Genomic DNA, 17726 nt, shown 5'->3' on the forward strand with positions numbered 1-17726 from the left:
TACCTACTTTGATACTATTTGCATTTCTACAAAGATATTTTGTCTCCGGACTCACTGCTGGAGCTTTAAAGGAATAAATGCTAGGTGTCCAAAAGAAAGCAACAATCATTAAACCTATTTTTGTTACAGGACAGAGAGATTGATTTGAAAGGTTCTCTCATGTACACAAGAGATGATTACTTAATAGCTCTGAGTCTTTTGAGAAAGCCACTGATCGACTATGATTCGTTGATTACAGATATTTTCGAATTCGAAAGGTTGCCAGAAGCTTTTGAATACGTTTTAGAGAATAAAAATCGGGTTTTCAAGGTTCTTATAAAAGTCTCCTCCAGTTTATAGAAAAATGAGGTGAAGCTATGGCTAAAATTTGGACTATGGGAGAAATATTGGTAGAAATAATGCGAACAAAGAGAGATGTTCCCCTTAATAGTGTGGGAGAATTTCTTGGACCCTTTCCCAGTGGTGCTCCTGCAATATTCATCGATACTGTCGCAAAATTGGGACACGAAGCTGGCATCATTGGTGGCGTTGGAGATGATGATTTTGGGAGAGCAGTTATCAACAGGCTCAAAAGGGATGGTGTAAATTGTGACTTTGTCACCGTGAGTGATAACGCTTCAACAGCTGTTGCGTTTGTTGCTTATTATTCTAACGGTTCACGTGACTTTATTTACCATGTTAAAGGAACCCCTGCCGTTGAATTGCACAATCCAGATACAATAAATGTACAAGCCGATTATTTTCATGTAATGGGGTGTTCCCTGATGTTTGATGCTGAATTCGGAAAAAATATAATTCAGGTGATGGAAAAGTTCTATTCCAAAGGAGCGATTATCACCTTTGATCCAAATGTGAGAAAAGAATTGTTGAAAGGACAGAATGTCCAGGAGTTGACCGAACACGTTTTGGAGAAAGCAACAATCTTTCTTCCCGGAAAAGAAGAACTCTCTACGATTACAGGCTCTGAAGTTGAAGAATACGGAATTCGAAAACTTTTTGATCGTTATAGAAACCTGAAAATGATTATTTTGAAAAAGGGGAAAAAGGGAGCAACCATTTATTCTCGAGATGGAAAAAAGGCCGATATTCCTCCTTATCCTGTTAAAGAAGTGGATCCAACAGGAGCAGGGGATTGCTTTGATGCAGCCTTCATATGCGGAATAGCAGAAGGAATGGATGTGATCAAGGCAGGAAAGATGGCAGCCATTGCTGGTGCACTGAACACTGTCGCTTTTGGTCCTATGGAAGGAAACATAACCAGGGAAGAGATAGAAAAACGTCTTCGATCTTGGAAGTGACAAGTAAGGAGTGATGTTCGTGGAAAGATTATTGAGCATAGTGGAAGCTCACAAAAAAGGAACTCCCGTTGGTGTTTTCTCAGTTTGCTCGGCAAATAAGTTTGTTATTGAAGCTCTGTTTCGCTTTGTGTCCACTGAAGGGATCGATTTTGTCCTCCTAGAAAGTTCTTCCAACCAAGTAAACCAGTTCGGAGGATACACAGGTATGACCCCCGCTGCTTTCAAAGATTTTGTCTTTGAGATAGCAGAAAAATACAAGGTAAGCGAAGGACAGATAGTATTGGGGGGAGATCACCTTGGGCCGCTTCCATGGAGAAATGAGGACAGAGAAATCGCTCTGACGCATGCGAGAGCTCTCGTGAAGTCATGTGTTGAAGCAGGATATAGAAAAATCCATCTTGATACATGCTACCCTTTGAAAAATGACGAGGGCTTTTCAATGGAAACGATAGCAGAACGACAAGCATTGCTATGTGCAGTAGCAGAGGAAACGTTCGAAAAAACGAAAACAGCTAAGTCATCTCCACCAGTGTACGTGTTAGGGGCAGAAGTACCTTTTCCGGGAGGCACAAAAACCGTAAAAGGAAGAATAACACCAGTAGAAGTTTTGGAAAAGAACATAGAAGTGTCAGAGAAGTATTTTCTCAAATTTGGCCTCAAAGAAGCTTGGAAAAGAGTAATTGCGTTTGTTGTGGAGCCTGGCGTGGAGTTCTCACATGATAGAGTGCAACGGTACAATTCGAAAGTAAACAGGCCCCTCACGGAGTTCTTGAAAAAAACACCTTTCGTCTTTGAAGCTCATTCCACAGATTATCAAACCTACGAAGATCTAAAACAAATGGTGGTAGATGGATTCGCCATTCTCAAAGTAGGACCAGAACTTACCTTTTTACTCAGAGAAGCAGTATTTGCCCTCGCAATGATAGAAAAAGAGATCGTGAAAGAAAGCACTCAATCAAAGATTGTAGAAGTCTTAATTGAGGAAATGAAGAAAGATCCATCTCACTGGAAAGATTACTATAATAAAGATGATTCACTAGCTTTAAAATACAGTTTTCTGGATAGAATAAGATACTATTGGAGTAAAAAATCGGTAGAAGTTGCTCTCGAAAAACTAGTGTTCAATTTGAGAAGAGCAAAACTCACAATCCCCTTAGTTAGTCAGTACTTTCCAGACTTGGTCGCCAGGGTACTAAAGGGGGAGGTTTTTCTTGAACCTTTGAATTTGATTTTTGGTAAAATAGAAAAGGCTTTCGTGAAATACGCACACGCAACTTTCCAACTTCAAGGAGAGAAAGAGACACCATGAAAGATGGTAGAAAGAAAAAGCCAAATAGTAGTTCAAGGGAAGATTTTCTAAAAAAACTCTACCTGATAGCCTATGAGTACTATGTAAATGGAAAAACTCAGCAAGAGATAGCGGAGCAACTAGGAACACATAGAGTTTTAATAAGCAAGTATCTCAAGCAGGCAAGAGAGTTAGGATTAGTTGAAGTAAGATTGAAGGATCCTTTATTCGAGGACACCACATACAAAAAGCTATTTTTGAAACACTTCAATTTGAAAGATATCATCGTTGTGAGTTTTCCCTTTTACAAAGAGGAGAAAGATTATCACGTTGGAGCATCTCTCGTCGGGCGCATTTTGGATGGTATGTTAACAAACGGAATGATAGTAGGAATTGGCTGGGGGAGCACCCTGGAGATCATCTCAAAACACCTTCATCCAACGAAAAAATTGAGCGAAACGGTTTTTCTTCCTCTGATGGGAGGAACCAATCAATTGCCCCATTACTTTAGAGCGAACGATTTTGTCAGGAATTTTGCAGAAAGCTACAATGCGAAACCGAAGTACATTTTCGCACCTTTTTACATAGAAAATCCTTCTCAGAAAGAACTCTTACTTTCTTCAGGTGATCTGAGAGAGACTATCGAGTTTTGGAAAAAGTTGGATCTGGCAATAGTTGGTATAGGATGCTATATACAAAAGTCTCCGCTATTTCAGAATAAGATTTTCGACGAAAAATACCTCAGATCCCTTCTTGAAAACAATGTTGTGGGAGATGTATTGACATACTTCTTCAATGAAAACGGAGAGGTTGTAAACCTTGCCGTCTACAAAAATCTTGTGAACATTCCTTTAGAGGATTTTTTGAAAATACCAACTAGAGTAGGAATAGCAGGTGGGTTACAGAAGGTACAGTCCATAGTTGGAGCTCTTAGAGGTGGCCTGGTAAACGTGTTGATAACTGACGACAAGACAGCGGAGATGATTCTAAGATATCTTGGAACATGAGAAGGAGGGCAAAGAAATGACACCAGGAAAATTCAGAGGAATAAGCAGACTTTCCGATAATCAAGGAAGATTTGTTATGCTTGCACTAGATCAGAGGGAATCCTTGAGGAGAGTTTTAATCGATAGAGTAGGAAAGGCCAATGATGAAACGATAAGGATGATAAAAAGAGTTATACTCAAAAATTTATCTTCATATGTAACAGCAGTTCTTGTGGATCCAGAATACGGGTACCCTCATTTGGCAAAATATATATCCCCGCGAGCTGGTATCATCCTTGCCGTGGAAAAAAGCGGTTACGAGGAGAATCTAGAGTTTCCTCACGAACGCTTAAACAGATTGATCGATGAGAAGATGGTATCGCTCGCAAAGAAATGGGGATGTGATGCGGTGAAACTCCTAATATACTGGTCCGACAGCTTATCAGATAAGACGATTCAACATCAGAAGGATCTTGTAAGAAGAGTAGGAGATCAAGCAAAGAAAGAGGATATTCCCTTCATCTTGGAAATATTGACATATGGCCCAAACAAGGGGAACAGCGAATTGGTACTTAAAGCAGTTGAGGAATTTTCGAAAGAAGAATACGGTGTGGACCTTTTCAAGATAGAACCTTTGAAAGGAGTATCTCAAGAGGAAGTAAAAAAAGCAACAAGGGGAAAACCATGGGTCATACTAAGTGGAGGAATTGATATAGGGGAATTTGAACAAAAGCTAATAGAAAATATTGCACTTGGTTGTTCAGGAATACTGGCGGGGCGTGTCGTTTGGAAAGGAATACTGGACTATCCAGACGATTACGAGAAAATGGAACTTTATCTTCAAAAGACAGGCATCCAATATGTCGAACGACTGAAAACCCTGGTAAGGAAATGCACCAGCTGGTACAACAGTGATTTTTACGAGGGATTTGAAAATGTAGAAGTAAGAGGATAATCACAGGCAAAGAACCTAGTTGCAGAGCAGAGTGAAGTATGAATTAGGAGTTCTGTATACTATTTCGCCGCCTTTTATTGTCATTAAAACGTTGAGCTCACGATCGAGTAAGACAAGATCTGCTTTCTTTCCTTCTTTTATTCTTCCACGGTCGTTGAGACCGAGTTCAATGCAGCTATTGTACGATGCTACCATTGCAAGTTCTCTGAGAGGTGCTCCAGTAAACTTCTTGAAGTTCCTCACTGCGCTAGAAAAAGTCAATGTGCTACCCGCTAAAGTTCCATTACTTAATCTGGGAATCCCATCTTTTACTTTTACTCTCAAATCCCCAAGTTGTACTTCCCCATCCTTCAACCCTGCGGCGGAGATAGAGTCTGTTATTAAAGCTATTTTCGCTGGTCCCTTTACTCTATATACAAGTTTAACCATTTCCTTCGCAAGATGCACACCATCGCATATGAGTTCTACCGTTACATCTTCTTTTAGAAGGGCAGCTCCTGTGACACCAATTTCTCTGTGATGAAGGGCTCTGAGTCCATTTGGAAAATGCGTAATCCTTTTAACATTCCTCTTATAGAAGTTCATATATTCATTGAAAGTTGCCATAGAATGTCCAACGGAAAGTACAATACCTTTACTTTGGAGTTTTAGGAGGATTTCCGCATCTTCTACTTCTGGTGCAAATGTCATAATCCGAACAGGGAATGATAAATCCTCTATCTCTTCCCTCGTAGGCGGCCTTATATATTTTGTGTTGTGAGCGCCAGCTTTTTCCCTAGAGATATAAGGTCCCTCCATATGAACGCCCTCTAATGACGTGTTTTCATGTGCTTTGATATAATTTTTTGCCTTCTCGATAACTTCTTTAATTTTCTTCTGCGAAATCGAAACAGTAGTCGCGAAAAAGGTAGTGACTCCTTGAGCATACTGAAATTCCTCCATTCTTTCGAATTCCCCATTTAGAGTATCTGCTCCTGCACAACCGTGAATATGAGGATCCACAAACCCAGGCACTAAAATCCCAAGGAAAGTTGCGTAGTCCTTCTTTCTAACAAACACGATCTTCCCCTCTTCTATCTCTATGTCACCTGTGAATTCTCCATCGATAGGATCCACTATTAGAAGCTTTGAAAGAATCATGCGGCTTTCCTCCTTAGATATGCAACCAAATTGTCCAATGACAATTACTCTAACCCTCTTTATTCTAACATCAGCAAACTCGCTTTCAAGGCTCCAGAATCCACTTTAGAATCTCATGTGATTCCTTTAAAACTCTTCCCACTTGGTTGATTTTACTATCACCTTATCTCCCACCCCAAACCCGTGTCTTTCAAAAAAGCCTCTTTTCACCTCGAGGGCATACCTGAACGGTTTTGGTGCGTAATAAACTTTACAGGGCACTTTCTCACACGGTTCCATCTCCTGAATGGAGAATATAACACCGTTTCTATTTATGAACGCAATTTCAAGAGGAACGTAGGTGTTCTTCATCCAAAAGCCACTCCTTGTATCCCCTTCAAAAACGAAGAGCATCCCGAAATCGTCCGGGATGCTCTTTCTGTACATCAAACCAATCGAACGCAAAAGAGGAGTGTTCGCTATCTCAACGTTCAGCTTCAGCGATTTTTTCCCATCGGTGATTATTATCTCTCCCTTTGGAAACTTCACTCTGTTTCTTTGACCAGATGCAACGATGACCACCGTGATTCCAATCACAATCAGAACGAGAAAAAGGAATATTCGAAGGTTCGAAAAAGAGGGCTTCACACCACGTATCACCTCAACTCGGAGATCGTTTTCACTATGTAGCTGTTGAGGAGACTTTCCAAATACTCCTGCTTTCCAGATGGAAGCTCCATCTCTTCCTTGTCTATTATATAAGCTTCCAGCTTTTCAAAATCTGCCTTTCCTTCAACGATCTCTTTTCCGATGCCCTCTCTGAAACTTTTGTATTTTTCTTCAATGAACTTGTCGAACACACCGTCTTTTACAAGTTTGTGGGCTATTTTGAAACCGAGTGCGAAAGTATCCATTCCTGCTATGTGCCCGATGAAGAGATCTTCCACCTTGTAAGAAGCTCTTCTCACCTTTGCATCGAAGTTGAGACCACCTTTTGTAAACCCACCCGCTTTTATCACTTCATACATGGCAAGAGTTGTGTCGTAGACGTTTGTTGGGAACTGGTCGGTGTCCCAGCCGAGCAGAAGGTCTCCCTGGTTCGCGTCGATGCTGCCGAGTTTTCCAAGAATTCTTGCCATCCTCAGTTCGTGCTGGAAGGTGTGACCAGCAAGTGTGGCATGGTTCGCTTCGATGTTGAATTTGAAATACTCATCGAGACCGTGACTCTTCAGGAAGGCGTAAGCCGTCGCAACATCGAAGTCATACTGATGCTTCGTTGGTTCCTTCGGTTTAGGCTCGATGAGAAACTGGCCGTTGAAACCTATCTTCTTTGCGTAATCCACAGCCATTCTGAGGAAGCGAGCGAGGTTTCCAAGTTCAAGATCCAGATCCGTGTTGAGGAGTGTCTCGTACCCTTCTCTTCCACCCCAAAAGACGTACCCTTCTCCTCCAAGCTCTTTTGTGATCTCAAGGGCTTTCTTCACCTGTGCTGCCGCGTAGGCGAAGACATCAGCACTACAGGTTGTCGCTGCACCGTGCATGTACCTTGGATGAGAAAAGAGATTCGCAGTACCCCAGAGGGGTTTTACGTTGCTGTCTTTCATTCTCTCTTTGATCCTCTCCACGACCTTGTCCAGGATCTTGTTTGTCTCCCTCAGAGTCTTTCCTTCAGGAGCTATGTCCCTGTCGTGAAAACAGAAGTACTCGATGTTGAGCTTTTCACAGAATTCAAAGAGGGCGTCCACCCTTGCAAAGGCTTTGTCCATAGGGTCTGTGTACTTGTTCCAGGGTCGGTCGGCTGTTGGATCTCCGAAGGGATCTCTCCCCTCGTTCACGAAGGTGTGCCAGAATGCAACTGAGAACTTCAGATGGTCCTTGAGAGGTTTTCCGTCGATCACCTCGTTTGGATCGTAGAACTTGAACGCAAATGGATTTGTGCTCTCTTTACCTTCAAACTGTATCTTCGGGATCTCTGGAAAGAACTCAGTCATGTGAACACCTCCCTAAATTTCTTCTATCAATCAATTATATACGAAAACGATGGTCTATTTCAAATATTTTTTGGAAGAGATATACTTGTACTTGGGAGGTGTTTCAGATGGAGATAACAGAGAAAGTAGAAAGATTGAAAGACGAAATGGTAGACTCGCTGAAAAAGTTCATATCGATCAATTCGGTAAATCCTGCCTTCGGTGGGCCAGGAGAGAAGGAAAAAGCCGACTGGCTTGAAGAACTTCTTAAGAGCATCGGCTATAACGTTGAACGTCACAACACAAGAGACCAGAACGGGGTGTGGAGATCGAATCTACTCGCAACGATCCCCGGTAAGGATAGAAACAGGACGTTGTGGATAGTAACACACATCGACACTGTTCCACCCGGGGATCTTTCGTTGTGGGAGGCCGATCCGTTCACGCCCGTTGTGAAGGATGATAAGGTGTACGGCAGGGGAGCCGAAGACAACGGTGGCTCCATGATATCCTCCATATACGCGGGAAAGGCTCTCATAGAACTCGACGTTGTTCCTGAGTACAACTTTGGTCTTGCACTCGTTGCCGATGAAGAAGCAGGAAGTGACTATGGAATCCAGTACCTCATAGAAAAGGGTGTTTTCAAACCCGATGACATGTTTCTGGTGCCCGACGCCGGCAATGAAAAGGGAGATTTCATAGAGATCGCAGAAAAGAGTATTCTCTGGTTCAAAGTTACGGTGAACGGAAAGCAGGGGCATGCTTCTAGACCAAAGACAACAGAAAACGCTCTCAGAAAGGGAGCCCAGATCATAACCGAGATAGACGAGACTCTTCACAGGAAATACTCTGAGAAGGATGAATTGTTCGATGAACCGCTCAGCACCTTCGAGCCAACCCGCTCAGAAAAGACTGTGGACAACGTGAACACCGTTCCGGGAAAGTTTATCTTCTATTTCGATTGCAGGGTCCTTCCACGGTACGATCTGAACGATATCCTGAGCACAGTAGAATCTATTCTGAATGGAAAAGGTGCAGAACTCGAAGTGGTGGTGAAGCAGCCCGCTCCCAATCCTACACCACCCGGCTCCGAACTGGTCGTGAAACTTTCAAGCATTTTGAAAAGTCTAAGAGGTCTGGAGGCTAAGGTAGGAGGAATCGGCGGAGGTACCTGCGCGGCTTTCTTCAGAAAGAAGGGGTGGCCCGCTGTCGTTTGGAGCACCATAGACGAAACAGCACATCAACCCAACGAGTACAGAAAGATATCCCATATGGTGGAGGACGCAAAAGTCTTCGCACTCCTCGGAGTAAAGAGGTGAAGGGCTTGGTTCTCAGAACGATAGCAGATCATCTGATGGACATCGCTCAGAACTCGGTGAAGGCTGGTGCGAATAACATAAAGATCATCATAGAGGAAACCGACGAGTGGTTTACATTTACCGTGCAAGACGACGGACCAGGAATAAAGGATCCGGAAAGGGTGTTCGACCCGTTCTTCACCACAAGAGATCCTCACCTGAGAAAGGTGGGTCTTGGTCTTCCCTTTCTTAAGCAGGCAGCAGAGCAATCTGGAGGCCGGGTCAGTCTGTGGACTCAGCCCGGAAAAGGAACGGTTGTGAAAGCCTCGTTCAACCTGAAGAGTGTCGACTGCCAGCCCACAGGGGATCTGGCAAGCACACTGGCAAGCTTGATCCTGTCAGATCCGAACGTGAACTGGTACGTATTGAGAAGAAAGGACGGGAACGGCTACGAGATAGATACCAGCAAGCTGAAAAAAGCTGGCCTCTGGGACCCGGAAAATCCAAGGTTCGCATCCTTTCTGTTTGAAACCTTGGAAAATCTGGAGAAGGAACTGAAGAGAGGTGAAGGAGAATGAGTGAGAAAAAATTCGAGCATTACTACACGGTGGAGCCCACATCGAAATTGAAAGTCAGGGAAGCAAAACTCGTGCTGAAGAACGGCCACGAATATGTTTTCAAAACACCCTCAGGGGTATATTCCTACGGTAAGATAGACAAAGCAACAAGAGTTCTTTTGGAAAACTTAAAAGTCCACGGAAGAAAAGTACTTGATCTGGGTTGTGGGTACGGTGTGATAGGAATCGTGCTCAAAAAAGAATATCCAGATCTAGAAGTCTACATGAGCGATATAAACAGGCGCGCTGTCGAGTTTACCAAGATAAACGCAAAAGACCACAACGTGGAAGTCGATATACGATGGGGAAACATCTACGAACCATGGGATGGCATGAAGTTTGATATGATCGTGTGTAACCCCCCTATAGTTGCTGGCAAAAGAGTATGGATGGAGATCGTGGAGAGGGCACTTGAGTTTTTGGAAGACGGCGGAAGTCTGCAGATGGTAGCGTACCACAACAAGGGTGGAAAACGCATCAGGGAGTTCATGAGAAAAGTTTTTGGAAACGTAGAAGAACTCTGCAAGACCGGTGGAATAAGAGTTTACAGATCCATAAAAGGGCTGAAGGAAGATGAAGATAACACTGAATGACGTCTCCTTCGAATACAACGGTAGACGCGTGTTGAAAAATGTGAACGTGGAATTCGAAACGGGAAAGATCTACATTGTGGTCGGAAAAAACGGCTCTGGAAAGACCACTTTACTAAAGGTAGTATCGGGCCTTCTGGAGGCAGAGGGAGACATCCTCGTGGATGAAATGCCTGCTGATCCCCTCACACTCAGAAAGAACGTCGGGTACGTCTTCCAGAATCCATCGTCACAAATAATCGGCGCCACCGTTGAAGAAGACGTGGCCTTTTCCCTTGAGATACTGGGCCTCGACAAAGTTGAGATGCAAAAGAGGATAAAAAGAGTACTCGAACTGGTGGGACTCTCTGGACTGGAAAGAGAGGATCCTCTAAACCTCTCTGGGGGGCAAAAACAAAGGCTGGCCATTGCCTCCATGCTGGCACGCGATACACACTTTCTGGCACTGGATGAACCTCTTTCCATGCTCGATCCACCCTCTCAGAGAGAGATATCAAAAGTGATAGAAAACCTCAAAAGAAGAGGAAAGGGAGTAATCCTGGCAACTCACGAACTGGAGTATCTGGAGGATTTCGACATGATACTGCACATGGCAGATGGTACAATTGATTTCTGCGGAAGCTGGGAAAAGTTCATGGAGCAGAGGTTTGAGGACGTGGAAGTACCGTTCAAGTGGAAGCTGTGGAAGAAGTTTGGAAGGGAAAGCAGATGGGAGGTAGAGGATGCGGATACTTTTAACGAACGACGATGGAATAAATTCTAAAGGGATAATCCTGCTCGCAGAGTACCTCTCGAAAGAACATGAAGTCTTCGTTGTGGCTCCGGACAAAGAACGAAGTGCGACGGGGCACAGTATTACTATACACGTTCCACTCTGGATGAAAAAGGTCTTCATAAGCGAAGACGTGGTAGCCTATTCCACAACAGGAACGCCCGCGGACTGCGTTAAACTCGGATACAACGTGATCATGGAGAAGAAAGTTGACCTCGTGGTGAGTGGAATAAACAAAGGACCGAACATGGGCATGGACATCCTTTACTCCGGTACCGTCTCCGGAGCCATGGAGGGCGCTATGATGAACATCCCATCGATAGCGATCTCCAGTGCAAACTATGAAAGCCCTGATTTCGAAGGAGCGGCGAGGTTCCTCATAGACTTTCTGAAGGAGTTCGATCTATCTCTTCTCGATCCTTTCACCATGCTGAACATAAACGTCCCCGTTGGTGAGATAAAAGGCTGGAAGCTGACAAGACAGAGCCGAAGAAGATGGCACGACTACTTCGAAGAGAGAGTATCGCCTTTTGGAGAAAAATACTACTGGATGATGGGGGAAGTGGTGGAAGATGACGATCGAGAAGATGTGGATTACAAAGTGGTTCAGCAGGGTTACGTATCCGTGACACCCATTCATCCGTTCCTCACCAACGAAAGTTGTTTGAGAAAATTCAGGGAGGTGTACGAACCATGTACAGAATAAGAGTCTTTGGAGATCCTGTTTTAAGAAAGCGAGCAAAACCTGTGACAAAGTTCGATGGTGCCTTGAAGCGAACAATAGAGAAGATGATAGAAACGATGTACCACTACGACGGTGTGGGACTTGCAGCACCACAGGTTGGAATATCCCAGAGACTCTTCGTCATGGACGTGGGAAACGGTCCAGTGGCGGTGATCAACCCTGAGATCCTCGAAACCAGCTCCGAAACAGAAATAGCAGAAGAAGGTTGCCTGAGCTTTCCAGAAATCTTCGTCGAGATAGAAAGGAGCAGGAAAGTGAAGGTGAGATATCAAACTCCCCGCGGAGAGTCTGTGGAAGAGGAGCTGGAAGGATATCCCGCAAGGGTTTTCCAGCATGAGTACGATCATCTGAACGGGGTACTCATAATAGACAGAATAAAACCTGCAAAAAGACTCCTTTTGAGAAAAAAACTGATGGATATAGCAAAATCTGCCAGAAGATGAGGAGGGAATTGTTGTGAAGAGAGGGTTTTTGATAACAGTACTGATCTTCATTTTTTCCATGGTCTTTTCGTTTTCCCCGCCTGTTGACTCTCCGCGGGTCTCGGCGAGTTTTGGTGAGTACAGAGGAAGTGGAAGCAGAGGGCCTCACTTTCACATGGGTATGGATTTTTCTACCGGCTTGAAAGAAGGTGTCCCTATCTACGCTTCTGAGAGAGGGTGGCTCGTTAGACTTGAGATCGACAAGGACGACATATACGGCTACACGGTGGTCCTGGAGCACGAAAATGGTTACAGAACGCTGTACGCCCATTTGAGTAGGTTTGCAAAAAAACTCGAGACAATCGTTGACTCCCTGAAGGAAGAATTCGAAGATGTGAGGATTGTCGTGGAGTTCCCGGAGAAAGAAATCTGGTTTGAAAAGGGAGAAGTGGTGGGATACTCCGGCACCACCGGAGAAGCACCCATACCACACGCCCATTTTGAAATAAGAGACAAGAAAGAGGAAGTCTCCTTCGATCCTGCAAATTTCTTGAATCTCCCCAAGCCCGTGGATGAGGCCCTCGTTCTGGAAAAGTTGAAAATAGGAGACGAAGAATACAACTTCGTCGAAAACAGAACATACCCGTTCACCGGAAGCTTTCCAGTTCTTTCCATAAAAGCCTATTCCAGGGGTTTTAACAACACGCTAGGACTCAAGAAAATTTCACTCTTGATGGAAGAAGAAGAGATCTATCAGATCTCTTTTGAGCAGATTCCGTGGTCCGAGTTCACGAACGTCTGGGGAGTGTACGACAGAAGGTCCGTATCGGCGGCGTACAGATTCGAGCTCTGGTATAAACTGTTTCCGGAGACGTTTTCAACGCTTGTGAAAGTCAACAAATTTCCAGAAATCGGAAGATTCCCTGACTTTGCCAAGTACACTATCGTTCTTGAAGACATATGGGGTATGGAGAAGAAGTTTTCTTTTTATCTGCAGAGGAGGTGAGATGGTGCTCTTTCTGTTTTTTGGAAAAAGGAAGAAGAACCTAGACCAAGATCCTTTTTACAGAGAAAAAGGAGCACTGGTCGTTTATATAAAGTGCGATCGATGTGGAGAAGTGTTCAGGAGTCACCTGAGACGGGGATATGACTTCATTGTGGACTATGACAATCCCAGTGTTCCCTACAAGATAGACAAGCTCTACGTGGGTTCCAAGTGCCCTAACAGAATCCATCTTGTTGCAAGGTTCACATCCTCTTACAAACCGGTATCAGTTTCTATTGAAGGAGGTAGCTTCATCACCAAGGAAGAGTATGAAGATGCTCAAAAACAATAACGTAACCTTCTTTTAAGAGAAGATATGATAAACTATCAAAGCTGTCATACGACCAGCGAAAGGAGGATGGGAAATGAGAAGACTTTTCACCAGTGAAAGTGTCACAGAAGGCCATCCCGACAAGATCGCTGATCAGATCTCGGATGCCATACTGGACGCCATGCTTGAACAGGATCCAAGGAGCAGGGTCGCCGTTGAGACCCTTGTGACCACGGGACTGGTCATTGTAGCAGGAGAAGTTACAACGAGGGCGTACGTGGAGATACCAGATATTGTGAGAAAGACGATCCTTGAAATAGGATACACGAGGGCGAAGTACGGTTTCGATGGAGAAACATGCGGAGTGCTCACAAGCATACACAGTCAATCCCCGGATATAGCACTCGGTGTGGATAAAGCGCTCGAAGTAAAAAGCGGAGAAGAGGTAGCAGACGAGTTAGAAGCACTAGGAGCTGGGGACCAGGGAATCATGTTCGGTTACGCCACAAATGAAACACCTGAATACATGCCTCTACCAATCACCCTGGCTCACCATCTGGCCATGAGACTTGCCGAGGTCAGAAAAAAAGGAATCCTTCCCTTCCTGAGACCAGATGGAAAAACACAGGTGACGATAGAGTACGAGGGCGACAAGCCAGTGCGAGTTGACACCGTTCTCATATCCACTCAGCACGATCCAGACATCTCCCAATCGGATCTGAGAGAAGCAATCATTGAGCACGTCATAAATCCCGTGATACCAGAGGAGTACAGAGACGACAGGATGAAAATACTCGTCAACCCCACAGGAAGGTTCGTTCTGGGTGGCCCGATGGCGGATACGGGGCTCACCGGAAGGAAGATCATAGTCGATACCTATGGAGGGTGGGTCCCACATGGAGGAGGTGCCTTCAGCGGTAAAGATCCAACGAAGGTTGACAGATCAGCTCATTATATGGCAAGATATGTAGCGAAGAACGTGGTTGCTGCGGGTCTTGCCGACAAGTTTCTCATACAGCTGTCTTACGCCATAGGTGTTGCCAAACCTGTCTCCATATTGATTGACACGTTTGGCACAGCAAAGGTTGACGAGGAAAAACTCCTCAAGGTGATTACCGAGCTGTTTGACTTCAGACCGGGGGCGATCATAAGGAAACTCAACCTCCTGAGGCCTATTTACAAGAAAACAGCAGCCTACGGTCACTTCGGCAGAGACGAAGAAGAGTTCACCTGGGAAAAGCTTGACATGGTTGATGAGTTGAAAGGAGCCTTCAACATGTGAGGGAGGGATTGAGTAGTGCCTAACACGAAATCTGCGAAGAAAAGGGTCAGAGTTTCTGAGAAAAGAAGGCTGAGGAATAAGGCTTACAAAACCTTTTTTAAAAACAGAATAAAGGAGGTCATCAAAGCCATCGAAAGCGGCGAACCAAAGGAAGTGGTTCTGGAGCTTGCCAGAAAGGCACAGGCTGCCATCGATAAGGCTGTGTCAAAAGGTGTTATCCACAAGAATCAGGGAGCAAGGAGAAAAGAGAGACTCTTCAAGAAAGTCAACGAGTACCTGAAGAGTTTGGAAGCAACTCAGGAGTGAATTCACACTTGGCTTTGAAATCCAGCCCCCTCAGCGGGGCATTTCTGGTTTTAAAATTAAGGAGGGATACCTGTGGAAAGGGTGATAGGGGATTTTTTGAAACTGGTTGTCGAAAACTGGTACTTTTCTCTTCCTGCGGCCCTTTTTTTGATGTTCGCTTCCAGATACGTCGAGCATATCACTTTTGCTGTTCTGGGTTTTATACTAGGAATCAACTGTGTGTTTCCTCTCCTGTCGAAAATTGAAATTTTGAAAGATTATCTCTCCAATGAAAACGTGAGAACGATTGTCATGGTAGCTGTTGGTGTTTTGACAGCGGTTGTGATCTATGTTCTGTACAAGTATCTGGTCTTCCTGGCAGCCTTCGTAACGGTTTCCTTCTTAGCTTACTATGTGATAAACTTCATGGTGAATTCTTTCAACATCCAAAATGTGCAGTATATGGACTGGATAACACTGGGCTTGTCTGTTTTGATAGGTCTTCTCGCAGGGATCACCGCCTATCGAAAAGAAAAAGACTTCGCGAGAATGCTTTCGGTGATAGTGGGTGCTGCTGTCCTAGCAGCTCTGGTACTTCACTACCTGTCCGGGATATTCAACATGGAGTTTCACCCAGAGTTTTTTTTCGAGAACAAGTCCATGGTGCTTTTCTATGTCTCGCTCTTCCTTTTGTTTGTGTTCCTCGCTTCTTGGTACACGTTCAGGAAAAGACCATCTCCAAAATCTGAATTGTGAATGTTAAAATAGTATAGAAATCACATGAAAGGAGGTGTACCCCTCTCAGGGGGATTGAAGATGGCGAAGAAAAAGATTTTGGTTGTCGACGACGATCCAGCGATTTTGGAACTGGTGGGATACAACCTCGCTAAAGAAGGGTACGATGTTTTGAAAGCGTACGACGGAGAAGAGGCTCTAAAGCTTGCCAATGAAGAAGATGTGGATATGTTTATAGTGGATATCATGCTACCAGGGATGGACGGGTTTGAGCTTGTTAGAAAGATCAGGTCCATGGAAAAATACAGGAACACTCCGGTCATCTTTCTGAGCGCCAAAGGTGAGGAGTTCGACAAAGTGCTCGGCCTAGAACTTGGAGCGGACGATTATATCACAAAACCCTTCAGCGTGAGAGAACTCCTCGCAAGGGTGAAGGCTATATTCAGAAGGCTGTCTGCCGCTGTGCAGAGCAAAGAAGAGAGGCCCAAGAAGATCACCGCGAAAGATCTCGAGATCGACGTGGAGAAATACGAGGTAAAGGTGAGAGGAAAGAAAGTGAATCTCACACCTCTGGAATTCGAGCTCCTCAGGTTTCTGGCAGAAAATGAAGGAAAGGTCTTCAGCAGGGACGTGCTTCTCGACAAATTGTGGGGGTACGACTATTACGGTGACACGAGGACGGTCGACGTGCACATCAGAAGACTGAGAACGAAGATAGAAGAAGATCCGTCCAATCCGAAATACATCATTACCGTTCGTGGAAAGGGTTACAAGTTCAGAGACCCAGGAAAGGAAGATTGATCCATGGAAATGTTCCTGATCATCGCAGGAATCCTGCTGTTTGCCCTACTCGTTTTCTTCTTTAGGAAGAAGCTTTCCGAGTACAGGATTTTCATAAAGAAAGTGGCAGATATGTTGGGGGAAAAAGATGTTCCCCCACTTTATCTTTTCGAGCGCTTGAAAAAGCACATTGATAACCTGAAAGATAAGATCGTTCGTGTGGAGGTCAGTCGGGACAATTTCCTCACCATACTCAACAGTCTCAGCGAGCCCATATTCATACTGGACAGGGAGGGAAACATCACATTTTTGAACGAAGCTGCCCGAAAACTCGTTCAGGATAGAATCAACCCCGAGGGAAGGCGCTACTACGAAATATTCGAGGATTACTACATAAACGAAATGGTCGAAGAGACTATAAAAAGTCTGGAACCACAGGAAGGCACACAGGTTACTTACGTAGAAAACGACAAAAAGTATTTCCACGTGAAGGTGATTCCCGTCGATCTGAAAAGCGGTGATAAAATCTTTGTCATCCTCTTTCACGATGTGACTAAGGAAAGGAAACTAGATGAAATGAGGCGTGAATTCATCGCAACGGTTTCCCACGAGCTCAGAACACCTCTTACTTCTATACATGGATACGCGGAAACGTTGCTGGAAGACGATCTTGAGAACAAAGAGCTGGTCAAAAGATTTCTTAAGATCATAGAAGAGGAATCAGCGCGTATGACACGCCTCATAAACGACCTGCTAGATCTTGAGAAAATGGAAGAAAGTTCCGTTGAATTCGAAATGAAAGAGCTGGATCTGTGTGAAGTGGTAGATTATGTTTACAGGATAGTCCAGCCCATCGCAGAGGAAAACGAGGTGGATTTGGAGGTTGATTGTGAAGATGTCATGGTCAAGGGGAACAAGGAAAGACTCATCCAGATGCTCTTGAATCTTGTGGACAACGCCGTCAAGTACACCTCCTTCAAAGAAAAAGGAGAAAAGAAAGTCTGGGTGAGGGCCTACGATACACCTGAATGGGCTATTATAGAAGTAGAAGATACAGGGCCTGGCATCCCAAAAGAGGCTCAAAGCAGGATTTTCGAGAAGTTCTTCAGAGTGGACAAGGCGAGGTCAAGGAAAATGGGAGGTACCGGCCTTGGTCTTACGATAGTGAAGACGATCGTCGACAGACACGGTGGAAAAATAGAGGTAGAAAGCGAAATCGGTCAGGGAACTCTTATGAGAGTTTTTCTGCCCAAGGACAGGTGATAACT

General features: G+C 44.5%; 20 protein-coding genes. 17 read left to right on the plus strand and 3 right to left on the minus strand.

Going from position 1 to position 17726, the window contains the following annotated elements; genetic code table 11:
* The first annotated feature begins 356 nt into the window (after positions 1-356).
* The 4 genes from J7K79_RS06725 to J7K79_RS06740 are packed head-to-tail and all read left to right on the plus strand — an operon-like array spanning position 357 to position 4527.
* Positions 357-1298: a sugar kinase gene (locus tag J7K79_RS06725; protein WP_296906672.1), complete on the plus strand. Its 942-nt coding sequence runs from the start codon at positions 357-359 to the stop codon at positions 1296-1298.
* Between the two features lie 19 nt (positions 1299-1317).
* A complete protein-coding gene (locus J7K79_RS06730; protein ID WP_296906674.1) occupies positions 1318-2607 on the plus strand; it encodes a class II D-tagatose-bisphosphate aldolase, non-catalytic subunit in 1290 nt (429 codons plus the stop codon).
* Entirely contained in the window at positions 2604-3593 is a 990-nt protein-coding gene (locus J7K79_RS06735; RefSeq protein WP_296906677.1) for a sugar-binding transcriptional regulator, read from the plus strand. Before J7K79_RS06730 ends, J7K79_RS06735 begins: the two co-directional genes overlap by 4 nt.
* A complete protein-coding gene (locus tag J7K79_RS06740; RefSeq protein ID WP_296906679.1) occupies positions 3583-4527 on the plus strand; it encodes a tagatose 1,6-diphosphate aldolase in 945 nt (314 codons plus the stop codon). The genes J7K79_RS06735 and J7K79_RS06740 overlap by 11 nt, the downstream gene beginning before the upstream one ends.
* Before the next feature lie 15 nt (positions 4528-4542).
* On the opposite strand, the gene nagA is transcribed toward J7K79_RS06740, so the two are convergent.
* The 3 genes from nagA to xylA all read right to left on the minus strand — a co-directional run bounded on the left by nagA (position 4543) and on the right by xylA (position 7637).
* Complete coding sequence (gene nagA, locus J7K79_RS06745) at positions 4543-5667, minus strand: N-acetylglucosamine-6-phosphate deacetylase (protein WP_296906682.1); 1125 nt, start codon at positions 5665-5667, stop codon at positions 4543-4545.
* A 126-nt stretch (positions 5668-5793) separates the two neighbouring features.
* The gene (locus J7K79_RS06750; RefSeq protein WP_296906684.1) at positions 5794-6294 is read right to left on the minus strand and encodes a DUF192 domain-containing protein; all 501 of its coding nucleotides are present in this window, start codon (positions 6292-6294) and stop codon (positions 5794-5796) included.
* Between the two features lie 8 nt (positions 6295-6302).
* Positions 6303-7637 (minus strand): xylose isomerase, encoded by a 1335-nt coding sequence (gene xylA, locus J7K79_RS06755; protein ID WP_296906687.1) that lies wholly within the window; start codon positions 7635-7637, stop codon positions 6303-6305.
* A 107-nt stretch (positions 7638-7744) separates the two neighbouring features.
* On the opposite strand from xylA, the gene J7K79_RS06760 reads away from it, so the two are divergent.
* The 13 genes from J7K79_RS06760 to J7K79_RS06820 all read left to right on the plus strand — a co-directional run bounded on the left by J7K79_RS06760 (position 7745) and on the right by J7K79_RS06820 (position 17721).
* Entirely contained in the window at positions 7745-8935 is a 1191-nt protein-coding gene (locus J7K79_RS06760) for a M20 family metallo-hydrolase (protein ID WP_296906690.1), read from the plus strand.
* Between the two features lie 5 nt (positions 8936-8940).
* The gene (locus J7K79_RS06765; protein WP_296906693.1) at positions 8941-9492 is read left to right on the plus strand and encodes an ATP-binding protein; all 552 of its coding nucleotides are present in this window, start codon (positions 8941-8943) and stop codon (positions 9490-9492) included.
* Positions 9489-10124, plus strand: coding sequence for a class I SAM-dependent methyltransferase (locus J7K79_RS06770; RefSeq protein ID WP_296906695.1), 636 nt, complete (start codon positions 9489-9491; stop codon positions 10122-10124). The genes J7K79_RS06765 and J7K79_RS06770 overlap by 4 nt, the downstream gene beginning before the upstream one ends.
* Positions 10105-10884: an energy-coupling factor ABC transporter ATP-binding protein EcfA1 gene (gene ecfA1, locus J7K79_RS06775; RefSeq protein ID WP_296906698.1), complete on the plus strand. Its 780-nt coding sequence runs from the start codon at positions 10105-10107 to the stop codon at positions 10882-10884. The genes J7K79_RS06770 and ecfA1 overlap by 20 nt, the downstream gene beginning before the upstream one ends.
* Positions 10844-11599, plus strand: coding sequence for a 5'/3'-nucleotidase SurE (surE, locus tag J7K79_RS06780; protein ID WP_296906700.1), 756 nt, complete (start codon positions 10844-10846; stop codon positions 11597-11599). The genes ecfA1 and surE overlap by 41 nt, the downstream gene beginning before the upstream one ends.
* Entirely contained in the window at positions 11587-12081 is a 495-nt protein-coding gene (gene def, locus J7K79_RS06785) for a peptide deformylase (RefSeq protein WP_296906703.1), read from the plus strand. Before surE ends, def begins: the two co-directional genes overlap by 13 nt.
* 13 nt (positions 12082-12094) lie before the next feature.
* Positions 12095-13066, plus strand: a complete 972-nt coding sequence (locus tag J7K79_RS06790) for a M23 family metallopeptidase (protein WP_296906706.1) — start codon at positions 12095-12097, stop codon at positions 13064-13066.
* Between the two features lie 4 nt (positions 13067-13070).
* Positions 13071-13397, plus strand: a complete 327-nt coding sequence (locus J7K79_RS06795; RefSeq protein WP_296906708.1) for a hypothetical protein — start codon at positions 13071-13073, stop codon at positions 13395-13397.
* A 73-nt stretch (positions 13398-13470) separates the two neighbouring features.
* The gene (gene metK, locus J7K79_RS06800; protein WP_296906710.1) at positions 13471-14658 is read left to right on the plus strand and encodes a methionine adenosyltransferase; all 1188 of its coding nucleotides are present in this window, start codon (positions 13471-13473) and stop codon (positions 14656-14658) included.
* Positions 14659-14673: 15 nt separating this feature from the next.
* Positions 14674-14964, plus strand: a complete 291-nt coding sequence (rpsT, locus tag J7K79_RS06805; protein WP_296906712.1) for a 30S ribosomal protein S20 — start codon at positions 14674-14676, stop codon at positions 14962-14964.
* A 72-nt stretch (positions 14965-15036) separates the two neighbouring features.
* A complete protein-coding gene (locus J7K79_RS06810; RefSeq protein WP_296906715.1) occupies positions 15037-15699 on the plus strand; it encodes a hypothetical protein in 663 nt (220 codons plus the stop codon).
* Between the two features lie 60 nt (positions 15700-15759).
* The gene (locus J7K79_RS06815; protein ID WP_296906717.1) at positions 15760-16479 is read left to right on the plus strand and encodes a response regulator transcription factor; all 720 of its coding nucleotides are present in this window, start codon (positions 15760-15762) and stop codon (positions 16477-16479) included.
* A gap of 3 nt (positions 16480-16482) precedes the next feature.
* A complete protein-coding gene (locus J7K79_RS06820; protein WP_296906720.1) occupies positions 16483-17721 on the plus strand; it encodes an ATP-binding protein in 1239 nt (412 codons plus the stop codon).
* Positions 17722-17726: the final 5 nt, after the last annotated feature.

This window comes from Thermotoga sp. (assembly GCF_021162145.1).
Taxonomy (GTDB): domain Bacteria; phylum Thermotogota; class Thermotogae; order Thermotogales; family Thermotogaceae; genus Thermotoga.

Bases quoted from the DNA above. Each gene is read 5' to 3' on its own strand.
- J7K79_RS06725 (WP_296906672.1), top strand. From the start codon at position 357: ATGGCTAAAATTTGGACTATGGGAGAAATATTGGTAGAAATAATGCGA.
- J7K79_RS06735 (WP_296906677.1), top strand. From the start codon at position 2,604: ATGAAAGATGGTAGAAAGAAAAAGCCAAATAGTAGTTCAAGGGAAGAT.
- nagA (WP_296906682.1), bottom strand. From the start codon at position 5,667: ATGATTCTTTCAAAGCTTCTAATAGTGGATCCTATCGATGGAGAATTC.
- xylA (WP_296906687.1), bottom strand. From the start codon at position 7,637: ATGACTGAGTTCTTTCCAGAGATCCCGAAGATACAGTTTGAAGGTAAA.
- J7K79_RS06760 (WP_296906690.1), top strand. From the start codon at position 7,745: ATGGAGATAACAGAGAAAGTAGAAAGATTGAAAGACGAAATGGTAGAC.
- J7K79_RS06770 (WP_296906695.1), top strand. From the start codon at position 9,489: ATGAGTGAGAAAAAATTCGAGCATTACTACACGGTGGAGCCCACATCG.
- ecfA1 (WP_296906698.1), top strand. From the start codon at position 10,105: ATGAAGATAACACTGAATGACGTCTCCTTCGAATACAACGGTAGACGC.
- surE (WP_296906700.1), top strand. From the start codon at position 10,844: ATGCGGATACTTTTAACGAACGACGATGGAATAAATTCTAAAGGGATA.
- def (WP_296906703.1), top strand. From the start codon at position 11,587: ATGTACAGAATAAGAGTCTTTGGAGATCCTGTTTTAAGAAAGCGAGCA.
- metK (WP_296906710.1), top strand. From the start codon at position 13,471: ATGAGAAGACTTTTCACCAGTGAAAGTGTCACAGAAGGCCATCCCGAC.
- J7K79_RS06815 (WP_296906717.1), top strand. From the start codon at position 15,760: ATGGCGAAGAAAAAGATTTTGGTTGTCGACGACGATCCAGCGATTTTG.
- J7K79_RS06820 (WP_296906720.1), top strand. From the start codon at position 16,483: ATGGAAATGTTCCTGATCATCGCAGGAATCCTGCTGTTTGCCCTACTC.